Annotated in this window: 20 protein-coding genes, 1 tRNA gene and 1 pseudogene; 9 read left to right on the top strand and 13 right to left on the bottom strand. The window is 45.7% G+C overall.

Annotated elements, in window-relative coordinates:
• Nucleotides 1-113 precede the first annotated feature (113 nt).
• Nucleotides 114-2309, top strand: coding sequence for a glutamine synthetase III (locus tag KCV26_07600; GenBank protein ID WZX38222.1), 2196 nt, complete (start codon nt 114-116; stop codon nt 2307-2309).
• Between the two features lie 2 nt (nt 2310-2311).
• Here the strand turns inward: KCV26_07600 and KCV26_07595 are convergent, their stop codons facing one another.
• Nucleotides 2312-3364 carry a mannose-1-phosphate guanylyltransferase gene (locus KCV26_07595; protein ID WZX38348.1) on the bottom strand — a complete coding sequence of 351 codons (1053 nt, stop codon included), beginning with the start codon at nt 3362-3364 and terminating at the stop codon, nt 2312-2314.
• A 237-nt stretch (nt 3365-3601) separates the two neighbouring features.
• Between KCV26_07595 and KCV26_07590 the strand changes: the two genes are divergently transcribed.
• Nucleotides 3602-3688: transfer RNA gene (locus KCV26_07590), tRNA-Leu, on the top strand.
• Nucleotides 3689-3842: 154 nt separating this feature from the next.
• Here the strand turns inward: KCV26_07590 and KCV26_07585 are convergent.
• Together KCV26_07585 and KCV26_07580 are read right to left on the bottom strand one after the other, a co-directional pair.
• A pseudogene (locus KCV26_07585) lies at nt 3843-4641 on the bottom strand (nucleotidyl transferase AbiEii/AbiGii toxin family protein).
• 14 nt (nt 4642-4655) lie between these two features.
• On the bottom strand, nt 4656-5279 hold the full coding sequence (locus KCV26_07580; GenBank protein ID WZX38221.1) for a hypothetical protein: 624 nt from the start codon (nt 5277-5279) through the stop codon (nt 4656-4658).
• Between the two features lie 552 nt (nt 5280-5831).
• Here KCV26_07580 and KCV26_07575 point away from each other — a divergent pair.
• Together KCV26_07575 and KCV26_07570 are read left to right on the top strand one after the other, a co-directional pair.
• A complete protein-coding gene (locus tag KCV26_07575) occupies nt 5832-6605 on the top strand; it encodes a class I SAM-dependent methyltransferase (protein ID WZX38220.1) in 774 nt (257 codons plus the stop codon).
• 46 nt (nt 6606-6651) lie between these two features.
• Entirely contained in the window at nt 6652-7080 is a 429-nt protein-coding gene (locus tag KCV26_07570; protein ID WZX38219.1) for a DUF3788 family protein, read from the top strand.
• Between the two features lie 6 nt (nt 7081-7086).
• Here KCV26_07570 and KCV26_07565 read toward each other — a convergent pair whose 3' ends face one another.
• Nucleotides 7087-7272: a hypothetical protein gene (locus tag KCV26_07565; GenBank protein WZX38218.1), complete on the bottom strand. Its 186-nt coding sequence runs from the start codon at nt 7270-7272 to the stop codon at nt 7087-7089.
• Nucleotides 7273-7368: 96 nt separating this feature from the next.
• Here KCV26_07565 and KCV26_07560 point away from each other — a divergent pair, with 96 nt between their 5' ends.
• On the top strand, nt 7369-7986 hold the full coding sequence (locus KCV26_07560) for a phosphoglycerate mutase family protein (GenBank protein WZX38217.1): 618 nt from the start codon (nt 7369-7371) through the stop codon (nt 7984-7986).
• Here KCV26_07560 and KCV26_07555 read toward each other — a convergent pair.
• Nucleotides 7959-10049 carry a M56 family metallopeptidase gene (locus tag KCV26_07555; protein WZX38216.1) on the bottom strand — a complete coding sequence of 697 codons (2091 nt, stop codon included), beginning with the start codon at nt 10047-10049 and terminating at the stop codon, nt 7959-7961. The two genes, KCV26_07560 and KCV26_07555, sit on opposite strands and share 28 nt — an antisense overlap.
• Before the next feature lie 11 nt (nt 10050-10060).
• Entirely contained in the window at nt 10061-10423 is a 363-nt protein-coding gene (locus KCV26_07550; protein ID WZX38215.1) for a BlaI/MecI/CopY family transcriptional regulator, read from the bottom strand.
• A 295-nt stretch (nt 10424-10718) separates the two neighbouring features.
• Between KCV26_07550 and typA the strand changes: the two genes are divergently transcribed.
• Nucleotides 10719-12521: a translational GTPase TypA gene (gene typA / locus KCV26_07545; GenBank protein WZX38214.1), complete on the top strand. Its 1803-nt coding sequence runs from the start codon at nt 10719-10721 to the stop codon at nt 12519-12521.
• Nucleotides 12522-12533: 12 nt separating this feature from the next.
• On the opposite strand, the gene folE is transcribed toward typA, so the two are convergent.
• The 7 genes from folE to ndk all read right to left on the bottom strand — a co-directional run bounded on the left by folE (nt 12534) and on the right by ndk (nt 18137).
• Nucleotides 12534-13106: a GTP cyclohydrolase I FolE gene (gene folE / locus KCV26_07540; GenBank protein WZX38213.1), complete on the bottom strand. Its 573-nt coding sequence runs from the start codon at nt 13104-13106 to the stop codon at nt 12534-12536.
• An 8-nt stretch (nt 13107-13114) separates the two neighbouring features.
• On the bottom strand, nt 13115-13633 hold the full coding sequence (locus tag KCV26_07535) for an SPOR domain-containing protein (GenBank protein WZX38212.1): 519 nt from the start codon (nt 13631-13633) through the stop codon (nt 13115-13117).
• 75 nt (nt 13634-13708) lie between these two features.
• The gene (locus KCV26_07530) at nt 13709-14464 is read right to left on the bottom strand and encodes a triose-phosphate isomerase (GenBank protein ID WZX38211.1); all 756 of its coding nucleotides are present in this window, start codon (nt 14462-14464) and stop codon (nt 13709-13711) included.
• 131 nt (nt 14465-14595) lie between these two features.
• A complete protein-coding gene (locus KCV26_07525) occupies nt 14596-15912 on the bottom strand; it encodes a DoxX family protein (protein ID WZX38210.1) in 1317 nt (438 codons plus the stop codon).
• Between the two features lie 39 nt (nt 15913-15951).
• Nucleotides 15952-16497, bottom strand: coding sequence for a DUF1599 domain-containing protein (locus KCV26_07520; GenBank protein WZX38209.1), 546 nt, complete (start codon nt 16495-16497; stop codon nt 15952-15954).
• Between the two features lie 110 nt (nt 16498-16607).
• Entirely contained in the window at nt 16608-17621 is a 1014-nt protein-coding gene (locus tag KCV26_07515; GenBank protein ID WZX38208.1) for a peptidoglycan DD-metalloendopeptidase family protein, read from the bottom strand.
• 54 nt (nt 17622-17675) lie between these two features.
• On the bottom strand, nt 17676-18137 hold the full coding sequence (gene ndk / locus KCV26_07510; protein WZX38207.1) for a nucleoside-diphosphate kinase: 462 nt from the start codon (nt 18135-18137) through the stop codon (nt 17676-17678).
• A 425-nt stretch (nt 18138-18562) separates the two neighbouring features.
• Here ndk and KCV26_07505 point away from each other — a divergent pair, with 425 nt between their 5' ends.
• Genes KCV26_07505 through KCV26_07495 form a run of 3 tightly spaced genes read left to right on the top strand, consistent with a single transcriptional unit; the run spans nt 18563 to nt 24026 of the window.
• Entirely contained in the window at nt 18563-22021 is a 3459-nt protein-coding gene (locus KCV26_07505; protein WZX38206.1) for a DUF2723 domain-containing protein, read from the top strand.
• Nucleotides 22022-22043: 22 nt separating this feature from the next.
• Nucleotides 22044-22664: a polysaccharide deacetylase family protein gene (locus KCV26_07500; GenBank protein WZX38205.1), complete on the top strand. Its 621-nt coding sequence runs from the start codon at nt 22044-22046 to the stop codon at nt 22662-22664.
• 54 nt (nt 22665-22718) lie between these two features.
• Nucleotides 22719-24026: a Gfo/Idh/MocA family oxidoreductase gene (locus tag KCV26_07495; GenBank protein ID WZX38204.1), complete on the top strand. Its 1308-nt coding sequence runs from the start codon at nt 22719-22721 to the stop codon at nt 24024-24026.
• The last annotated feature ends 36 nt before the right edge of the window (nt 24027-24062 follow it).

Genomic DNA, 24062 nt, shown 5'->3' with positions numbered 1-24062 from the left:
AATGATTTCTCTTTTATCGGTCAATTAAAAGAGATAAATGATTAATTTTGCACCGTGTTTCTAATCAAACGACAAGGTTATCGGAATACGTACACTAAAAAAACATCAATTTTATGTCAACACTCAGGTTCAAAGCGGTAGAGGAAGCGTCAAAAAGAGTTCCCGTTGAAATTTCAGTTCCCGATCAGCTCCCGTCGGAATATTTCGGCAAATACGTGTTCAACCGGACACAAATGTCGAAATACCTTTCCAAAGAAACAATGAACACCGTTCTCGACGCCATAGACCAGGGGATAACACTGCAGCGGGAAATTGCCGACCACGTAGCAGCAGGCATGAAGATGTGGGCTATAGAGATGGGGGCCACTCACTACACACACTGGTTCCAGCCGCTCACGGAAGGAACTGCGGAAAAACACGACTCTTTTGTCGATTACGTGAACGGTCCCGGAGGAAACATCATCGAAAGATTCTCCGGCAAGCTCCTTGCACAACAAGAACCGGATGCATCCAGTTTTCCCAGCGGCGGTATCCGGAATACGTTCGAAGCCCGGGGTTATACCGCGTGGGACCCGTCGTCACCGGCATTCATTATCGAAGACACACTCTGTATCCCCACCGTCTTTATCTCATACACAGGTGAAGCGCTTGATTATAAAACGCCTTTATTAAAATCGCTTTCGGCTATAGACAAGGCTGCTGTAGAGGTTTGTAAGCTCTTCGATCCGAATGTAAAAAAAGTGTATTCCTATTTGGGCTGGGAACAGGAATACTTTCTGGTAGACCAGGCATTGTATGTTGCCCGCCCCGACTTGAACCTGACCGAAAGAACGCTCATGGGGCATGAAAGCGCTAAAAACCAGCAGCTGGAAGACCACTATTTCGGCGCGGTTCCGCCGCGCGTGGTGGCGTTCATGCGTGAAGTGGAATACGAAGCATACAAATACGGCATTCCGCTGAAAACCCGTCACAACGAAGTAGCACCCAATCAATTTGAGCTGGCGCCCATTTACGGTGAGACAAACCTGGCCGTTGACCAGAACCTGTTAATCATGTCGCTGATGCACAAGATCGCCACCAAACACAACTTCAAGTTGTTGTTGCACGAAAAGCCGTTCGCCGGCGTAAACGGATCGGGCAAACACAACAACTGGTCGCTGGGGACCGATACCGGTGTGGGACTTTTCACTCCTGGCAAAACAGCGAATGAAAACCTCCGGTTTGTGACGTTTCTCATCAACACGCTCATGGCGGTATACAAACACAACAGCTTGCTCAAGGCATCCATCATGTCGGCACAGAATGCGCATCGTCTGGGAGCCAATGAAGCTCCCCCGGCCATAATTTCGGTATTCCTCGGTTCGCAGCTCTCATCCGTGCTCGACAAAATCGAAGAAAGCTCCGACGATAATGACATCACGATGGACGAACTCCGCAAGATGAAACTGGGTATTTCCCATATTCCAGAAGTGTTGATTGACAATACCGACCGGAACCGCACCTCACCCTTTGCATTCACCGGAAACCGGTTTGAATTCCGTGCCGTAGGATCGTCGGCCAACTGCTCATCGGCCATGAGTGTCCTCAATGCTGTTGTGGCCAGCCAGTTGATCGAATTCAAAAAGGAGATCGACAAGAAAATGAAAGACGGCATGAAGAAAGAGCAAGCCATTTTCGATACTATCCGCCTTTACATCAAAGCATGCAAGCCTATCCGGTTCGACGGAAACGGATACAGCGAAGAGTGGAAGGAAGAAGCCCGGAAACGCGGACTCGATTGCGAAACGAGCGTGCCGTTAATTTTTGACGCATATCTTTCTGAACGGAGTGTAAAAATGTACGAAAGCATCGGCGTGCTGAACGAACGCGAACTTCACGCCCGAAACGAAGTGAAGTGGGAAACGTATACTAAAAAAATTCAGATAGAAGCCCGGGTACTGGGCGACCTAAGCATGAACCACATCATCCCCGTGGCAACGCAGTACCAGTCGATGTTGCTGGATAACCTGTACAAGATGCGTGTGGTTTTCGATGAAGAGAAGGCAACCCGGCTCTCCAGGGAGGATGCGGCGTTGATCGAGGAGATCGCGACACATATCTCCGCCATAAAGACCAACGTAGACGACATGGTAGAGGCCCGCAAATCGGCCAATAAGCTCGAAGACGCACGCGAGAAGGCCATTGCTTACCACGATACGGTGGAACCGTTCCTTTCCGTTATTCGTTACCACATCGACAAACTGGAACTGATGGTCGACAACCAGATGTGGCCCCTGCCCAAATACCGGGAATTGCTGTTTATTAGCTGATCCTATATATATTCATCCCCGTAACGGAACTTCACATCGGTTACAAAGTGCTTGATGCGTTGCTCTTCTTCCTTTTTGCAGATCAGCAACGCTTTATCCGATTCGGCAACAATATATCCGTCAAGCCCCTGTATCACTACAAGCTTGTCATCGCTCATGGTTACCACGTTATCGTTACTTTCAATGTACAACGTTTTGCAATGCAGGCTGGCATTGTTGTTCTCGTCTTTCGGGGTTATTTCATGCAACGAACCCCAGGTACCCAAATCGGACCACCCGAAGTCGGAGCCAATAACGTACACGTTGTCCGCCTTTTCCATTATCCCATAATCGATGGAGATGTTGGAGCAAAACGGAAATGCCTGGTCGATGAACTCTTTCTCCCGGGGAGTGTTAAAAAACTCCCTCCCCTCGTTGAACTTATTCACGATATCGGGTAAATACATCCTGAACGACTCTAAAATAGTCTTCACGTTCCAAATGAAGATACCCGAATTCCAAACGAACTCACCGCTTTCGCAGAACATCTTAGCCAGTTCTAAATTGGGTTTTTCCGTGAAAGTCTTCACTTTTCGAATACCGTCGACCCCCTCGTGACTCTCCTGAATATACCCGTAACCTGTCTCAGGGCGGCTGGGCTTAATACCCAGCGTCAGCAGGAACGGGTTCTTTTCCACAAATTGCAATCCACGTTCAATCTCTGACAGAAAAACATCTTCTTTCAAGATAAGATGATCGGAAGGAGCGACTACGATATTGGCATCCGGATTGATTGCCTGAATATGAAACAGGGAATAGGCAATCGCGGGTGCGGTATTTCTTCTCAGCGGCTCAAGAAGCACCTGTTTTTTTGATAATTCAGGCAGTTGCTTAAGCGTCAGCTCAGCATATGCGTCGTTGGTCACTACGAAAATATTTTCGATGGGAATGATTTTTTTAAACCGGTCAAACGTGCTCTGCAAGAGCGAACGGCCCGTACCAAAAAAATCGAGGAACTGCTTGGGTCTGTCTTCTTTACTAAAAGGCCAGAACCGGCTGCCGATCCCGCCTCCCATAATAACACAAAAATTGTTGTTCTTCATAACATAATCTTACACTCTGGGTGATGGATACACTTTTTCGATTGTATTATCTTCTTTCCCGGTATAACGCTTTCCGTCGGGTGATTGTTTTAACAATTCCTCAATTAATTTCATACCGCATCTCTTTTGGAATAATTTAAAATAAAAAGAGGCTAACCGTTTTTATTTTTGAAATTTTTGTGTACTTTTGCAATCGCTTTTCTACAAGATGCCCAGATGGCGGAATTGGTAGACGCGCTGGTCTCAAACACCAGTGGATTCACTTCCATGCCGGTTCGATCCCGGCTCTGGGTACCATAAAGGCAAAGCCCTGATTGACAATCAGTCAATCAGGGCTTTTTAATTACGGATTTTCCCATTATGCATCTTTCCATTTATATGCTTGCTTCTTTTCCTCATATACCCCATTGTTTAAAAAAGAAAGCTGCCCTTGGCTAAAAATAAATACGTTTCACTCAAATTTCACCATATCTGCTAACTGCAAAAAGTAGTCATTTGACCAGATTTCCAATTCGTCCGGATTTTTAATAAATGGCAATACGTCACGCTTGACCATTTGAATATCGGTATTTGCAAGTCCTTCTTTCAATTCGTTTATGAATTTTTCTTTGCTCATTTCAACGCCATCAAACTGTTTAATTCGCTCTTGTAAATGATTGAAGTTTAGTCTCACTCCATTTCTAACGTACCATTCAAAATCGTACCAATCGCGCCCTTTTACTCGCTGTTTCCATTTTCGGGACATCATAGCGTGCATTTTTCCGGCATACAAATCCGATAAAACAAAACAACGCGTCATAAATGAGTAAGGGAGCAACAATAGTTTTTGTTCTGTGTCAAATTTCATCGGGGGATCAATATCCACTTCTATTTTGATTTTGATGGATTTTACGGTTTGAAATTTTAAATCGTAAACCGCTGTATTGTCTTTTAAAAAAGCGGATTCAACCCGTCCGAATGTTCTTTTTTCTTTCTTTGAAATAACAACCTCCTTTCCCACGGCATTAAATTCATTGATTATTGATGGGAAATATTCCTCAAGTTGAAAATCAGCATCGGAAGCAACAAGAGAAAAAACCATATCTTCCGAAAAACGTTTCATCCCGTGAAAAAATACGCAAACAAGTACCACCGTAAAATGCTGCTTTATTGAAAAATTCACCCCGATAAAGCCCTGCAAGAATAATTTCCTGCATCACTTCATAGGTTGCATTTTTATTTCCATCCTCTTCACTATAACGTGCTAACATTTGATCAAACACACTCATTTTCTCAATAACTTTATGATATTAGTAATCTCCGTTTTTTTCTTGCTCACTTTTGCACACTTTTCAAATACAGATATGTCCATTTTAAAAAACGCATCCATATCAAACCGGATATCCTCTTCTAAATAAGTTTGAAGCAATTTTATGGAACGAAGTTGCAGTTTTGGGGTATAAGCAATTTGGTCGCATAACGCCTTTTCGGGCGAGGCAATCAGAAAAGCGTAATCCTCTTGAACAACTGGCGAAATTCCAATAGAGTAATAATTCGCAGGACATGATATGTAACTAAACAGACCGAACTGGTTCTTAAAACTCCGACTTCTCTTTAAGGTCATTGAGACCGTATTAAATACTCTTTCGGGTATTAATCCATAAAACCGTAACGCACTTTCCATAGATACGTACGAAGGTCCATATAGATGGTTGGCAATCAACTCTGTAGATATGTGTTTTTTTGAAACTTGAGGAGAAACAACATACATTCCTCTCTTAAGTCGAATAATAGTACCCTGTTTTTCTAAATCGGAAATTTTATCGTTTAATGATTTATGAGCAGGATAAATACTTCGTAATGAGGTGTAATCTATCGGAATAATACCAAAATCGAGTAGCGAATTCATAGAGTAATTATATTTTACTTCGCAAACATAGCTATTATCTGCATAGTTAATCGACTTTTTCTCGATTTTCTATGTAAAAAGTTACATTTACTATTAATCAAGGTATTCAACTTTCGCAAGCATCAGTTATCAGGCCTTGTGCACCAACAACGAGATATTTAGCTGTTTTGCGGGGACACATCCCGCGCTATAATTACCCCTGAATCTTAGACAACAAGTATCGTTAAAAAATAATATTAATTTTGTTGTCATGAAGAAAAGGAAAACTTACCGTGCTGGCTTTAAAACAGAAGTTGTTCCCATTTTTTGAATACCACAGCGTGCATTTTACAGGTATTGCGTCCTACTCAAAAAAACGATTCACTTGATTATTTTTGATAAAAAACCTGTTATCTTTGTCACTGCTAACAAGTTTGCATGTTTAAGAACAGTACGGATCGGGTGAAGTAAATAACCTTTGCGCAAGCAGCCAAAGGTTATCCATCAGTTTTTCCTCAGGCAGATTCCTGCCGGAGTAGTATTTGTTATATCACCACATTATTCAAAAACATCATGAGCAACGAAAACATTTCCATACACGACTTCGACTTCAACCTGATCTGTGAATATTTCACCAACCTTGAACGACAGGGACCGGGAAGTCCCGAAGTAACGCTGAAGGCACTCAGCTTCATCGAACCCCTCACCGATACTGCCCGCATCGCCGACATCGGCTGCGGCACCGGGGGGCAGACCATGACGCTGGCACAACACTGCCCGGGGCAGATTACCGGCATCGACCTCTTCCCCCTCTTTATCGATCTCTTTAACCGGAATGCGGCCAAACACAACCTGCAAGACCGGGTGAAAGGGATTACTGGAGATATGGCTTCACTTCCATTCAAGGAGGAGGAGCTGGACTTGATCTGGTCGGAAGGGTCGATTTACAATATTGGTTTTGAAAAAGGATTGAACGAATGGCGAAAACTGCTGAAGAGAGGCGGGTATATTGCCATATCGGAAGCCTCCTGGTTCACGGTGGAACGTCCTGCCGAGATCCACGATTTCTGGATGGATGCCTATCCGGAGATCGACACCGTCTCCCACAAGGTGGCACAGATGGAGAAAGCAGGCTATGTTCCCGTAGCTACCTTTATCCTGCCGGAAAACTGCTGGACCGACCATTTCTATGCTCCGCAGGTTGCTGTGCAGGAGATGTTCCTGCAGCAGCATGCGGGCAACCCCACGGCCGAGATGCTCGTCCGGGAGCAACGTCGCGAGAAATCGCTGTATGACAAATACAAGGAGTACTACGGATATGTCTTCTATATCGGGAAGAAGATCTGAGATTATTTGACAAATTTTAACCGGCAACGGCTTATGGACTTTGGCTATGGAACCAAAAATGCAACTGAGAGACCCGGAAATAATTCCCACAGAAAGGGTACTGAATGACGTATTGGGCAATTCAGTCTACAGCGTCCTGGCATCGTTCCTCGGAAGGATTACAAGCCCGGAGTATGGGCTGAACATCGAGTGGAGGTATTACAACGACGGGAAAGCATGGCTCGGGAAAATAACACAAAAGAAAAAAACCATTCTCTGGCTTTCCATCTGGGAAGGATTCTTCAAGACGAGTTTCTATTTCACCGAAAAGCATCTCAAATCCTTTGCCGAACTGGATATTTCGAAAACCAAAAAAGAGGAGTTCGCCGCGATGAAACCGATAGGGAAGTTATTCCCCCTGACAATTGATATCAGCTGCAAGGAGCAACTTACCGACCTCCTTACCGTTATCGGCTTCAAGAAAAGCCTTCAATAAGTATCATTAAGTATAAAACTTCTCCACCCGCTCCACTTCCGGCTGAAAAAGAGAGAGGGCCTTTTTGGGCATCTCCAGCGCCTGAGCCTGCATCGCACCCATCCAGGCTACCACCTCCCGGGGCTCCGTCAGAGCATGCATAGCGAGCAACTGGTTGTAAAGGCGGATATGGAGCAGTTCGGAAGGTGTCATACGTTTTTGGTTTAAAAGACCAAATGTACAATTTTTTTCAACAAACCCGGTTGACAAAAAGCATATGCGTATCTTTGTCCCGATAAAATCAACTGTATGGATATACTTACACTTGCCGCAGAGAATCAACAAACGGCCTGGCAAATACTGAAAGAGACAGGGATTGTTCAAACCTGGGAAAAGGCAGGAGCGACCGTGAACCTGGTAGGCTCACTCAAGTCGGGCCTGTTGATGAAAAACAGGGATATTGATATGCACATCTACACGGACAAACTCAGTATATCCGAAAGCTTCTCCGTTATCCAGGAATTGGCAGAAAGGTTATCTTTGAAGGAAATTCATTATAAAAACCTGATTGACACCGAAGAGGAATGTATCGAGTGGCACGTTTTATATGAACACAACAACCGGGACACCTGGAAATTTGACATGATTCATATCCGAAAGGGATCAAGATATGACGGTACGGTAGAGAGAGTTACAGATGCCATCACCGAACGCCTGACACCAGAAATCCGCAAGACAATCCTTCAACTGAAACAGGAGATTCCGGAGGGTATCGTGATTCCCGGAATAGAAATTTATCACGCTGTTTTTGAGGGGGATGTAAGCAGTTATGAAGAACTTGAACAGTGGAGGAAGAACCATCCGTTGATAAACAGCCTGGACTGGCTTCCACAGGATCTTCAAAATCCCGTTCCAAGGACAAAGTAGGTTTTTTTAGCGGCCTGCTTATCCTCTTTGCTCAACATCTTTTGAATACCGGTCACATCCGATTGGTCCATTTTTTCATCAACGATGACCAGACCATTTTCTACAATAAACATCATCTCTTCCGTATCGTGCTTCCTCGTGGTGGTACGCACCTGAAACCTGGCCCCTTTTTCGCTTACCCGGTCGTTTCCGACTTTTGCCGGGGCAGCAAAAACCCGCGGTACGGCATAAAAAAGCAACAACGGTTTGCTCTCCCTGAGCTCGTCGAAAGAAACACCTTTTCGGGCAGAGACTTCCTTCAACGCTTCTTCGTAAGCCTGGGGCAAAACCTCTTGAATAAATTTGATGATAAAATCGGTTGAAGAGGCCTTATCATGCTGCAGCGAGATATAAAAAGGGTTGTCGCTGTTTTTTTCCATCGTCTCCACAATCATCTTCTTCAACACCCCGACCGACGTAGCGCTCATCCCCTCCTCTTGGGTTTGGAACCACTCGGAACCGCCGTAATTTGTATACATTACCGCATTGACCGAATTAATTAAAACAAGGATCAGGTTTCGATTGTCAGCCGCCCTGAAATCAATATCTTTCGGTTCAATACCTTTCTCTTTACAGTACTTCCACACCTGCTCCCAATAAAAATAGGGATTAGACTGCACCTGTTGCACAATTCCTTCAGGATCATTCGCCTGAAGAGAAGTAAAAGTAATCGACAAGGGAAACTTTTCCGCTACTTCTTTCGGAGAAGCATTCTTTTCCTTCGAAACAGCTCCGCACGATCTGCCGTACACCTCACGCACAGCCTCTTTCACCAGTGAAACACTCCGCATAGGGGTATCATTTTCGGCTCCCAGAATAAAATCGACAGGTGCCGGGGTGTTTTCATTAAGCTTCTCGGTGATTAGCCGGCTGAAAGCTTCTACTAAATCCATCCTTTCGTTCACATCAGCTACTTGTATCAAAGCAGTATCCGCATTTTCACTCATCAGGAACAACTGCCCCTTTGCATCCAGATACAGGTAAGCCAGGTAATTTTCTTTCTGCACCCTTCTCACCGAAAGAAAATAATCCACGGCCGCTTTTCGTTCCAGATAACTTACAAACTGATCTTTCACACTTTCAGGCTGTGAAAACGCCAATAAAGCAACGACAACCAACGGCACGGCAACCAACACTTTGAGCCGCGCCCATCTCGATGATTCTGTTTTTAACATCATAGCAATCCTGTTTTTAATTTTTGATTGATTAAACCCGTTGACTACAGAAGTGAAGCGCCTTTCGCCAACGGCTTTTTTTACAAGTAACAATTGATACTTTTGAGCTTCAATGCCGGCTTCAATCACCGCATTATCGGCTTCGTATTCATGGATCTCGCGTAAATCGCGGCACAACAGCCAGACCATTGGATTAAACCAGTGGACAGCAAGAAAAAGTTCCGAAAAAAAGACATCGATATTGTGTTTCTGGTGGATATGCATTTTTTCGTGCAGGATAATTTCGTCGGGATTCTCCAGATAATCTTTCTCGGATAATACGATATAACGGAAAAAACTAAACGGAACGATACTCCCGGAACTGACAATCAATTTATAGCCTTCTTTCTCGATCCTTCTGCTCTTTCCAAGCAGACGATACAAACTGATAAAAGAGGCTCCCAAGCGCAACAGCATTATTCCTACACCCAGCCAATAAATCACAGTCAATGCCGTAACCGGGGAGACCGGCCTTCCAATGCTTACACCGGTCGTGTGCTGCGAAACAGCCGCTTCAGGGTTGGCACGCTCAACCCGCTCATCTTCCGGCAATACGTATCGAGCCTCAGGGCCTTTAAGTTTTTCCGGTAACAGCAACTCTTCAAACTGAAAAACAGTTTGCTGAAGAGCATGCGACTGACTCAGTTTCAGTTTTACAAAAGGTAAGATTGTGCAGACGATTAATCCTGAAATCAACGTGAAACGCGTAAAACGAAAGAAAGTCTCTCTCATCAACAACAACCGGAAGAATACGGAGAAAGCAATCAGGCAAATGGTTGCCTTGGCCAGGTATACCATAAGGTTTTCCATCTTCGGAAGAATTATTTTTTACCTCTTTCAATTTTCCTTATCAGGTCTTTCAATTCACTGATCGACAACCGCTCCTCTTCGATCAATGTAGAGACCACATGGGTATAAGAGTCATCAAAGTATTGGGAAATCACTTTCTTCAGTGCCCTGCCTTTATACTCATCCTGCGACACAACGGGAAAATACTGATACGTATTTCCATACGCTTTATGGCTTACAAAATTCTTTTCTTCAAGCACCCGGATAACGGTAGAAACGGTATTGTAATGAGGTTTAGGTTCCGGATAAACCTCAAGGATTTCGCGGACAAACAAAGGTCCTTTATCCCATAAAATTTGCATCACCTCTTCTTCTTTTTCGGTTAATCTCATCATAAGGCTTTGTTTTATACGATTCTCACACAAATGTAAACATACTTCCTAAAAAAACAACTATAAAAATTAATAATATAACTATATATAACAGTTTTATATACTGTTTTAATAGTTGTAAACGGTTAAAGAAAAATTAGATGTCATTTACGCCCTTGAATATGCTCAATAACCGGAACTGTTTTCTGAGCATCCATAACTTTTGCGGATCAACCAAAAAATTTAAAACAGTTTTTCAATAACTTACGAATTTTTCAATGAAAAAACGTACCTTTGCATCCCAGAAAAAGATTGTTTTATGCAAAAAATACGCAATATAGCCATTATCGCCCACGTTGATCATGGTAAAACTACCCTGGTGGACAAAATGCTCCTGGCCGGAAACCTGTTCAGGGAAAATCAGCACACCGAAGATTTAATACTTGATAGCAACGACCTGGAACGTGAGCGGGGCATCACCATTTTATCCAAAAATGTTTCCATTCAATACAAAGACGTAAAAATAAACATTATCGATACACCCGGACACGCCGATTTTGGCGGTGAAGTGGAAAGGGTGCTGAACATGGCCGACGGCTGCCTGCTGGTAGTAGATGCTTTTGAAGGCCCCATGCCCCAAACCCGTTTTGTTTTGCAAAAAGCGTTAGAGATAGGATTAAAACCGATCCTGGTTATCAACAAGATCGACAAGCCTAACTGTCGCCCCGAAGAGGTACAGGAAAACGTTTTCGACCTGATGTTCAGCCTTGATGCTACCGAAGACCAGCTCGACTTCCCTACTGTTTACGGCTCGGCCAAACAGGGATGGATGTCCGACGATTGGAAAAAACCGTCAACCAACATTATTCCCCTGCTCGACGCCATCGTCAAATATATCCCCGCTCCCAAATCGCGGGAAGGGACTCCGCAAATGCTCATCACCTCACTCGATTATTCCAATTACGTGGGCCGGATCGCAGTGGGCCGGGTACACCGGGGCACTCTTGAACCCAACAAGGATTATGCGCTTTGTAAACGCGATGGCAGTATCAACAAGATCCGGATAAAGGAAGTAGATGTGTTCGAGGGATTGGGAAGGGTCAAAACCGATGCTGTTTTGTCGGGTGATATTTGCGCGTTGATCGGTATCGATGGGTTTGATATCGGCGATACGATCACCAACCTGGAGAAACCGGAACCGCTCGATCCGATTGCTATCGACGAGCCCACCATGTCGATGCTCTTTACCATCAACAATTCTCCTTTTTTCGGACAGGACGGCAAGTACGTGACGTCACGCCACATTTACGAAAGACTGATGCGTGAGTTGGATAAAAACTTAGCGTTGCGTGTGGAAGAAACCGGCAGCTCCGATTCATGGACGGTGTTCGGACGGGGTGTCCTCCATCTGTCTGTACTGATCGAGACCATGCGGCGTGAAGGCTATGAACTACAGGTGGGGCAGCCCCAGGTGATCATCAAAGAGATCGCCGGGGAAAAATACGAACCGGTAGAACAACTCACTGTAAACCTTCCCGAAGAATCGGCAAGCAAAATCATCGATATTATCTCCCGGCGGAAAGGCGAAATGAAAAGCATGGAAAGCAAGAACGACCGCATGCACATTGAGTTTACCATCCCCTCGCGCGGCATTATCGGATTAAACAATATCGTTCTCACGCTCTCTGCCGGGGAAGCCATCATGGCACACCGGTTTCTGGAATTCCAACCCTGGAAAGGCAACATAGAAAAGCGCCAGAACGGATCCATTATTGCCGGAGAATCGGGCAATGCCTTTGCCTATGCACTGGACAAGCTCCAGGACCGGGGACATTTCTTCATCGAACCCCAGACCGATGTGTACGAAGGACAGGTGGTCGGCGAGCACAGCAAAGAAGGCGATTTAGTGGTAAACGTCACCAAATCGAAAAAACTGACGAACGTACGCGCATCGGGAACCGATGACAAAGCCCAACTGGCTCCGCCGATAATTTTCAGCCTCGAGGAAGCACTGGAATACATCAAGGAAGATGAGTACGTGGAAGTTACGCCCAAAGCCATCCGGATACGAAAGATCCTTTTGGACGAAAACGACCGGAAAAGGGTGGCAAAGAAAGTCTAGAAGCGTCTCCGCTTATTTGATCAGGGCAATAAACTCTTCCCGGGTTTTTTGCTCTTTAAAAACTCCGGTAAAATCCGAAGTAGTGGTGATGGAATTTTGTTTTTCAACACCACGCATCTGCATACACATATGTTGGGCTTCAATCACCACCATCACGCCCATCGGGTTAAGTGTTTTCTGAATACACTCCTTGATCTGGGTGGTCAGCCGTTCCTGAACCTGCAAACGCCGGGCAAACACATCCACCACCCGGGCAATTTTACTTAATCCTGTAATGTATCCGTCAGGGATATATGCCACATGGGCTTTCCCGAAAAACGGCAACAGGTGATGTTCACATAACGAGAACAGGTCGATATCCTTTACGATAACCATCTGCCGGTAATTCTCCCGGAACAGTGCCGAACGCAATATCTCTTCGGGGTCCTGGTAATACCCCCTTGTCAGGTGTTGCATCGCTTTGGCTACCCGGTCGGGCGTCTTGATCAGCCCATCACGGGCTACGTCTTCACCCAGCAGGGTGATCACCTCTTTCATGTGATCCGCTATGATTGACTTTCTGTCCTCTGTTTCTTCCGGCGACATGGGCTAAATTATTCTTGAAGTTGATCGACAGGTATTTTCACCTCATCTATGACAATGTACATCTCCTTGCCGAAAGCAGGAAAAGTCTTCCGCATATCGTTCAAAACCGCGGTAGCGTCTTTGCGGGTTTTAAAGTTTCCAACTCGCAGCCGCCAGAAAGGAGAATCAAAAGTAACAACGGTCTCCTGTCCGGGAAAGGACGTATTTATGAGCCCCTGTTTATAATATGCCTCATTTTTTGAAGTCCGCTGGTTGTTTCCGGAGAATGCCTGAATCTTAAATCCCCGCATTTTCACATACTGAACCGATCCGTCACCGGTAGCGTAAACCGTTCTCGCCGGTGCCATACTCCGTCCCAACACCTCCGCAATGGCTTTATCCTCAAAAACCATCACCCGGCCCTGACCGGGTTTTACGGCATTCAGGTCGGCTATGATCTCTTTGTGTTGTTTTTGCGATTGTGCTGTTGCGTTAAGACAAAATACCAGCAACAACGGCAAAAGCAATAGGTTGTATGAAAACTTCATAGTGAAAAAATTTCTGCAAAGATAGAGAAATACCACAGACCTGAGTTCAAATCTGTGGTAAAATTCTTTAATGCATTAAAAAGCCTCTATAATGGGCATGAACTTATCAACCCCCAAGGATGCTCCACCAATTAACCCGCCGTCAACATCGGGATTGGAAAATAATTCTTTCGCATTTGACGCGTTACAGCTTCCTCCGTAAAGGATGGACGTATTTTCAGCCACCTCTTCCCCATACTTTTCGGCCAGAGTTTTGCGGATAAACGCATGCATTTCCTGTGCCTGGGCAGCCGTTGCTGTCTTTCCGGTACCGATGGCCCAAACAGGTTCATAAGCCAGTACGATCTTGGAGAAATCCTCTTTCGACAAGTCGAACAACGACGATGTAATCTGCGATTTAACCACATCGAAATGACGGTTGGCTTCACGTTCTTCCAACACTTCTCCGATACAGAAAATGGGGGTAAGGTTGTTTTCCAGCGCTAACAATACTTTCTCTTTCAGTATACCTACTGTCTCGTGGTAATATGCCCGGCGTTCGCTGTGCCCTAAAATCACGTATTTCGCTCCCGTGCTGGCCACCATCTCAGCCGAAACCTCACCGGTGTATGCTCCCGATGCCTTGTCGGCACAGTTTTGCGCTGCCACGCCAATTTTTTCCGTATCAATGGCATTAGCCACGCTTGCCAGATGAATAAACGGAGTTCCGATAACCACCTCGCAATTCACCTGTTTCCCTTTTAAGGCCGCATCCAGCTCTTGTGCCAATGTCAACCCTTCCTGCAGGTTCTTGTTCATTTTCCAGTTGCCTGCTACAATCTTTTTTCTCATAATTGTTGTTTTTATAATATATAAATGTGCGTATTGTTTATTTAATTTCCAAATCATCGCATTGGGAGCTAAACCCTCGACTGACATGCCTCATTTTTAGCTGAATAAATTAGCTACGAATATATATGAAACTATATTTTTTTAGTATAGCCCTTTTTTATAGCCGGGAGCCCCGACCGCTTTCCCTTAAATTCTTCCAGTTTTACCAGTAAAAGCGGAACAATAAATATCAGGAGTATAACCATCAGTTTACCCCAAAAGTTCATTTTCCATCCCTTGGCTTTCAGCAACTCTTCTCCCCGCTCCGATTCGAAATCGGGAACTTCACTGTCGTCCCACTTATTGATGACGTTGCCGCCCGACAGTAACAACAATCCCGGGTTGGAACGGATCATCGTTTTCAGCACTCTTTCGTCTGCATGAGCAAAGCGGAAACCGGCGGGGTGCCGTGCACTCCACGCCTCGATAGAATCGACCGGCGACGAAGTAAGGCAATAAAAACCGTAACCCTTTTTTTGCGCGAACCCGGCTGCTTTCCTGAAATCGTCCAGATGTCTTTTGTTCATCTCCTCCAACGAATGCGAAACCATCAGAAACTGATAGCCCGTGTCCGACAAGAGTTGCTGTGTAATATCGTCTCCGGCAACAAAACCCTGCAACAGACTGTCGTAAGCCAATGCCGAGACCTGAAAATCCTCTATCCTGGGTTTCTCACCCTCTTGAATCAGCTTGGTCTTCATCTCCACAAACGTCCAAGTAGAGTCGTTCCACGGATAGTCCTCCTCTGTAAATTCCTGTTCAACCCCACCCTTGCTGTAAATAAAAATATTTTCCACAACATCGGCCTTTGCAGGATCGATATACATGTTTTCCGGAATATTGGCCCCGATATGATACGGACGAAAATCGAAAACAGGCAGTTTAACCACGTTGTAAACGGAAAAGGCAAACCCAAAAACAACCGTATAGGCACCTGCCTTCCAGGCGGATCCGACAGAAAACAACGGCATGATTCTCGGGTAATAGCGTAGCAAAACGACCGCACAAACTCCTAAAACGATATTTTTATAAAACGTCTCCCAATTACTGATGATTAGCGCATCGCCAAAACAACCGCAATCCTTGACCGGATTTTTCAACGCAATCCAGAGCGTGAGCGGAAGGAAGATAGCCATAAAAACAGCCGCGAGCCGGACAGTGGGCTTGCGATAGATCCCCAGCAGCAAAAAAACACCCAGCGAAAACTCAAGGACAACCAAGGTAATGGCTGCCGGCAGCGCCAGGGGAAACAGGCCCGGGAGGTCAAAAGAAACAAGATAATCCTGAATCTTATAGGTGAAACCCAACGGGTCAACGGCTTTCACAAATCCCGAAAAAGCAAAGGTAATCCCAAGAATAATCCGGGACAATTCCGTCAGAAATTTCACAAGCTTTTCACGGGAATTCATCGTTGAGCCTCTGTACTGATTAATGATAATTATAAAAAACTATTCTTCCCCGAAATGGAGTTTTATCAATCCAAACAAGGCATAGTTAACGATATCCGTATAGTTAGCATCAATACCTTCAGACACAATGGTTTTCCCTTGCTTGTTCTCCATCTCTTTGATCCGGAACAGTTTCGCCAGTATCAAGTCGGTGTATGAGCTGACACGCATACTGCGCCAAGCTTCATCGTAATCGTAGTTCTTGGCGTACATCAACTCCTTAGCTGCGGTGATGTATTTATCGAAAAGCTGCAGTGCTGTTTCGTTGGTAATGTCCACACTGTCGGCATACCCCAGCTCGAGCTGTATCAACCCCATAATGCCGTAATTGACTATTCCGATGAATTCCGGAAAGATACCCTCGCCCACCTTGCTTTCCTTCTTGATCTCCAGTGAACGAATCCGGTTGGCTTTAATCAACAACTGATCCGTTACCGATTCAGGACGTAAAATCCGCCATGTAGGCCCGTAATCACTCGACTTCTTCTCAAACATGTTTCTGCAAATGGCGATCACCTCATCGAATTGCCGGTTTGTTTCACTCATAGGAATAGCACTGTTTTTTTATCTTTAATGAAGCCACAAAGTTAAACAAAAAAAGAAAAAGGTACAAGCTCAACCTCCTGCACCTTTCCCTCTTAATTAGAAATTCTACTTTATGAAACTCTTAACGATTTCCCTATCCGCAGCGTGGTCTTCGGGGTAATGTTGTTCATGCTGCACAACCTCGATACGGATAAGCCGTGTCTTCTGGCGATAGCTCCCAGCGTATCTCCGCTTTTAATCCGGTGATATTTCACTGTTCCCGAAACATATTTGTTGTTGGCGGTAGAGGTGGGTTCTTTATAATTGCTGGCATTGGTAAGCACCCTGCTGCTTTGAGATGTTTTTCTGTAGCTCGAATTGGTAACCAGGTACTCGTCGCGATGGCACACCTTGTTGTTGAAGTCGATCAGGTAATTCGGATTGATGGGTTTTCCCAGGAACCGGGTCTCGAAGTGCAGGTGCGGACCGGTAGACCTTCCGGTGTTCCCGCCCAAAGCGATGGGTTGCCCCGACTTGACAAAGTCGTTTTCCTTCACCAAAAACTTCGATAAATGTCCGTAAACCGTTTCCAATCCGTTTACGTGACGTATTACCGCATAATATCCATACCCTCTCCGTTCATATTGCTGCACCCTGACCTTTCCGTCGAAAGCAGCGTAGATGGTGTCGCCCACCTGCAATTTCAAATCGATACCGTAATGGTAGCGGCGGCTCCCCCTTCTTCCGAAGTTTGAAGTCATTCTTCCCACGTGAGGCATGGAAAAGTTAGTCAGGTTGACGATAAAAGAATCGGGAGCATTTTTTAAAGCACCGTAAATATCCACATGGGCATTTTTCCACACTCCCCCGTAAATATCGTCACACGGAATTTCGTTTACATCGAATGCTTCACGAGCCGCTTCGGCTTCCTCAAGGACAGACAAGTCCATTTTGAGCTTTATACCGTCGGCAAATAATCCTTCCTGATTTCCTAAACTTGCACTGTGTAATTGTTTGTAATTAACTTCCGGTCTGGATTGTGCGGATAACTCCACTTTTGATTGAGCGAACGCGCTCAACGTAAAAAATACCAAAGAGGCGGAAAACAATACTTTTACCTTAGATAAATTCTTATCTCTCTCCATAATAAGATATAGCTGAGAATGGCCTTTAGTTACAACTTAATTAATTTACTGATGTCAGACTTCATCGTTAGCATAAAGATTAACGAAAGCCGGTGATGGATAGTTAAAAATCTCGTTTTCCAAAAAAAAGCGTTTCAATTCTGCCTCTGCCGTCTCCGGAGAATCAGATGCATGAATAATATTCTCCTGCACACTGACGCTGTAGTCTCCCCGAATGGTTCCTGGCTGAGCTTTTCTTCCGTTTGTCGGCCCTGCCATCATCCTCACCACTTCAACCGCTTCTAAACCTTCCAACGCCATAACAATGACCGGACTTACCTGCATTGAATCTTTGATGCGTTTGAAGAATGGCTTTTCCTTTAAGTGAGAATAATGTTCTTCCAATATTGAGTCAGACAAAGACACCATCTTCATTCCCACAATTTGAAGCCCTTTTTTTTCAAACCGCGAAACAACTTCACCTACAATGCTCCGTTGTACCGCCGAAGGCTTAAGAATTACTAATGTTTTCTCCATTAAATCTGACAATAAAAAAAGAAAATGACCTTTGAATAACGATTTTTTTCCTTAATCCTTACCAAAGTAAATTGTTTCCTTTTTTTTGACCAAATTATCTTTCAATAAATTTTGGCACTCAAACCCTAACAAAGTTAAATTTTTGTTAACAAAATGAGGCAAATACCTCATTAGCTGTTATTTAAAATGAAACATGTTTTAAAACATAAATCACCGCTTTTAACTTTTGCATAGTTCAGTTAACATTCGTTTGAGTGCAATTGATTATTTACGACAAGGATAACTTTTCGCCCACCCTCCACTGTTTTTTGGTAAGCAACTCATTGACACTGCATCGCTTTTTTTCTTTTTTTAATAAGATCTGCTAATTGTTTTTCTTACCTTTGTCCAAATTTTCGGTTGAGTATCATTTTTATCACGAAATAATGAAAAAATACAAACTTATCAATACAATTTCAGGTTGGGTTGTTTTTGTAATTGCCGCTGTTGTTTATCTGATGACCATTGAACCAACGGCCAGTTTCTGGGACTGCGGCGAATTTATCTCATCGGCCTACAAACTGGAGGTAGGGCATCCTCCCGGCGCACCCATTTTTATGCTTCTCGGGAACTTGTTCACTCAATTCACCAACGATCCCGGACAGGTGGCAAAAATGGTTAACAGCATGTCGGCCCTTCTGAGCGCTTTCACCATCCTTTTCCTGTTTTGGACCATCACACACCTGACCCGCAAACTGGTGATGGGGGAGAAAAACGATGCGTTCAGCCTTGGGCAAACTATCGCCGTGATCGGCAGCGGCCTGGTAGGTGCGCTGGTCTACACATTTTCCGACACGTTCTGGTTCTCAGCTGTAGAGGGTGAGGTATATGCCTTTTCATCGATGCTCACCGCACTGGTTTTCTGGCTGATACTGAAATGGGAAGAAAATGCGGAAAAACCCGATTCCGACAAATGGATCGTACTGATTGCCTACATCATGGGACTCTCTATAGGCGTTCACCTGCTTAACTTGTTGTGTATCCCCGCTATTGTGATGGTTTACTACTACAAAAAGACCGAAAACCCCACCTGGAAAGGCGGATTATTTTCGTTGTTCCTTTCTTTCGGGTTGATCCTTATTTTGATGTACGGAATTATTCCGGGATTTACCAAAGTGGGTGGATGGTTCGAACTTTTCTTTGTGAACACACTGGGCATGTCCTACAACACGGGCGTTGCCGTTTACCTGATCCTGCTGGTGGCAAGTATCGTCTGGGCCCTGTTCGAGAGCATCTCCGACAGGGGCGATATAAAAAGGGCTAGAATTGCCTTTTTGTTGAGCATCGGCCTTTCCGGTATTTTATTTATTGGAGGCAGTATCTGGTTGTGGCTCGTTCTTATTGCCACAGCCATCTATTTCGTTTTCTCCAAAAACAAGCTAAACATCAAGTTTCTGAACCTCTCCATGTCGAGCCTACTGGTTATCCTTATCGGATTTTCAGCATATGCCATCATTCCGATCCGGTCATCGGCCAACACCCCGCTCGACCTGAACTCACCGGAGGATGTGTTCTCCCTCGGCAGTTACCTCAACCGAGAACAGTACGGACAAACGCCCATCATTTACGGGACTACCTACGCTTCGCAAATTGTCAGGGACAATCAGGGGCGCGCTGAAATTTCAAAAGAGAAAAAATCGTACAGCAGGGTATTGCAAACGGCCGAAAACCAGAAAGACCGGTACGTAGAATCCAAGATACCCACATACAAGTACACCAACACCATGCTCTTTCCGCGCATGCATACCCACCCGTCGGAACCGGGATACGGCAACCACATTCAAGGGTATGAGATTTGGGGCGGCATTACCGACAGAAGTAAAAAACCCACGCTGTTCGACAACCTGAAATTCCTGTTTAACTACCAGATTAATTTTATGTACTGGCGTTATTTCATGTGGAATTTCTCCGGCAGGCAAAACGATATCCAGGGAGATGGCGGAATTACCAAAGGGAACTGGATCACCGGAATCAAATTTATAGACGGGCCTATCCTTGGCCTGGGGCCGCAGGACAACATTGCACCCGAGGTCGCCGACAGCAAAGGGCACAATAAATACTACCTGTTGCCTTTCCTGTTGGGGGTTATCGGCATAATTTACCAGCTGAACCTGAAACGGAAAGGGAAGCAAAGTTTCTCCATCGTCTTTCTGTTGTTCTTTATGACAGGATTAGCCATCGTGCTGTACCTCAACCAAACGCCTTACGAACCCCGCGAACGGGATTACGCTTATGCCGGATCATTCTATGCCTACGCCATCTGGGTGGGTATAGGCGTTGCCGGAATCAGTCGATATCTCCGCAACTACATCAAGAATACCACGCTGTCAGCTACGCTGGTCAGCGCGGCCTGCCTGCTCGTCCCCCTTCAAATGGCGGGACAGAACTGGGACGACCACGACCGTTCCGGGCGAACCCTGGCCCGCGATACCGGCATGAACTACCTCAGCAGCGTAGAACCGGATGCCATTCTCTTTACCAATGGCGACAACGACACCTACCCGCTTTGGTACGCTCAGGAGACAGAAGGCTTCCGCACCGATGTCCGCGTCACCAACTTAAGCTTCCTGCAAACCGAATGGTACGTGGATCAAATGCTCCGTCAAGCATACGAATCCGCACCGCTACCCATCAAATGGGACAGGGAGAAATACTGGGGCGATGCGGCAAGTGCAGCTTTCGTAGTTACGAAAAACGAAATCCAGAACGTACTTAAACAGAACAACATACCCAGCATTTCCTACGGACAGTATTACGACGTAAACGCCTACCGGGACAGCATTCCCCTCAAGGAAATAATGGAAAACCTGCGTACGGGCCAATACAAACCGGCAAATCCGTTCAGCACGGGAGATACTCAGATTATCCCTTCCAACAGGCTCTACTTAAACGTTGATTCGGCAACAACGGATTGGAAGGCATTCAACTCAAGGCCGGCAGACAAAATGTTCCTCAACCTGGGTGAGAAATCGGCTCTTTACCGACAGGAAATGATGATTATGGAAATGCTGACCAATATCAATGACGATAATTGGAAACGCCCGATCTACTATGCCACCACGGTCGACCGGAACCTGTATATGAACCTGCAAAACAGCAATTTCTCCCTGACGGGATTAGCCTATCAGATTGTTCCGGGAATCCCGCAAAGCGGTGGCGTGAACACTGAAAAGGCTTACGACAACCTGATGAACAAATTCCGCTGGGGCGGACTGGAAGAAAATCCGGACATCTACCTCGACGAAACCGGCCGACGAATGATTTCCACTTTCAGGCTCTACTTCAATCAACTGATCGAAGCCCTGACCGAAGAAGGCAAAAACGACAAAGCCATTGCCGCGCTGGATAAAGTAACAACGGTCATGCCGGGAAAAGCGGTAGCCTATGGCAACGACGGCATTATGTTCGCCCGGGCTTATTACCGGTTAGGCGAAACGGAAAAAGCGCAGCGGCTGATGGACGAAATCGAGGAAAGGCTACAGAAGAACCTGAGTTGGTATGACCGGCTGACCCCAAGACAAATAAGCAATACGATGGTTGATATCTACTACAACGTCAACTCGCTGCTGCTGATAGCATCGGTTTACCAGGAGTTCGACAAGCAGAAGTACAAAACCTATACGGACGATTTACTGCAACGGGCCCAGACGTATTACATGCAAGGGGCGGGATATGTAGGCGATGTGATTTTAAAAGACATAACAGACAGTTCCATTCGCGGATATTACCGTTCGGAAAACGATACTGCTCAACGGGCTTCGGAAGAGGCAACCATGCAACAGGCTTTAAAGCTGATGCAGCAGTTCAGCCCCCGGCTACTGGAGCAATACAATAAACAACAGTAAACAGTTATCCGAAGCATCTTCTATGTTGATTGAGCAACCTCCCCATTTATACAGGACGCTGTTTCCGAATGCAGTCTGGAGAATTGAAAACCCTGTACGGAAAACAGTTTATCTCACGTTCGACGACGGGCCTATTCCCGAAGTGACGCCCTGGGTACTCGACTTGTTGGACAGATATAGCGTTCAGGCCACTTTTTTCTGCGTGGGAGACAATGTACGCAAACACCCCGAGGTATACCGGCAAGTAATTGAAAAAGGACATCGTACGGGAAATCACACCTTCCACCATTTGCAAGGGTGGAAGCACAGCTTAGGAAAATTCCTTGACAACGCCGGTCAGGCAAGAGAACTGATCGACTCATCGCTGTTTCGTCCTCCGCACGGCCACCTCGGGATGAATCAGTGCCGGAAACTGCAGGACGCGGGCTACCGGATCATTATGTGGGACGTTGTTACACGTGATTACAGCAGGTTCATGTCGCCCGGACAGGTTTTGCAAAACGTAAAGCGTTATACCCGGAACGGATCGATCCTTGTTTTTCACGACTCGCTAAAAGCTGAAAAAAACCTGCGATACGCGCTACCCAAGGCTATTGAGTGGCTGTTGAAGGAGGACTATACATTTGAATTGGTCCCTCTGTAGAAAGGCAAAAATTTACTGAAAACATACCTGAAACCTGCTTAATCTTTTATCAAAATGGAAAGAAGAAAATTTATACGTAATTCTGCCTCGTCAGTCCTGGCCGGGCTGCTTGCCCCGTCGTTTTTGCAAAGCAGCAGCTTGTTTGCTAACCGTACAGGGGCAAACGACAAGATCAATGTCGGACTGATCGGATGCCGCAGCATGGGATGGGCCAACCTGTCCGACTTCCTGATCCATCCCGAAATAGATTGCATCGCCCTGTGTGACGTCGATCAGCATGTACTCAGCGGAAGGGCTGCAGATCTCGTTAAGCTCAGGAACAAAAAGCCTGAATTGTATGGCGATTACCGGAAAATGCTGGAGAGAAAAGAGATCGATGTGATCATCATTGGAACGCCCGACCACTGGCACTGCCTGCAGATGACCGACGCCTGCGCAGCCGGGAAAGACGTTTATGTGGAAAAGCCCATAGCCAATTCCATTGCCGAGTGCGATGCAATGGTTGCCGCGGCAAAGAGACACAACCGGGTAGTACAAGTGGGACAGCAACAACGAAGCGGCAATCACTGGCATGAAATGAAACGCTATATCGACAGCGGCAAGCTGGGCAAGATCGCCCAGGTAAATGTATGGGCTAACTTCAATTACGCCGCCATCCTCAACCCAGTCCCCGACAGCCCTGTCCCTGCGGGCGTCGATTTTAATTTCTGGTTGGGCCCGGCACCCGTGAGGACATTCAATGAGAAACGTTTTCACGGCTCGTGGCGCATGTTCTGGGATTACGGCGGAGGGCTGATGACCGACTGGGGAGTACACCTGCTCGACATGGCTCTTTGGGGGATGAACGTAACGGAGATGCCCAACCGGGTCATAGGCTCGGGAGGAAATTTCGCTTATCCCGGGAACTACGCTGAAACGTTCGATACCCTTTCCGTAATATACGACTTCAATGACTTCACCATCCAGTGGAACAACATTGCAGGCACGGAGACCGGGCCTTACGGGAGAAACTACGGCCTTGCCTTTAAAGGCACAAACGGAACATTGGTCATCAACCGCGAAGGATGGGAAGTTATTCCGGAGAAGAACAAAGCTGAACCGGTAAAAGGCGAACCCGATTATCAGGACCACAAAAAGCACGTGGCAAGGTTTATCGAATGTGTGAAAAAACGCGATTTTCAGACAGCCTGTACCATCGAAAACGGTAGCTTGTGTGCTAAATATGCTCATCTGGGCAATATTTCGGCACGTACAGGAGCGACGCTTATGTATGATGACAATAAAAAATCATTCAACAACGATAAGGCCGACAGGTTAATCAAACCCGATTACCGCGAGCCCTGGAAATTTCCAAAAGCATAACGCATAAACAAAAGGTCAACTCACAACAGTAAAGAA

Source organism: Petrimonas sulfuriphila, from assembly GCA_038561985.1.
Classification (GTDB): Bacteria; Bacteroidota; Bacteroidia; order Bacteroidales; family Dysgonomonadaceae; genus Petrimonas; species Petrimonas sulfuriphila.
This window is presented reverse-complemented; position numbering and strand designations above follow the sequence as displayed.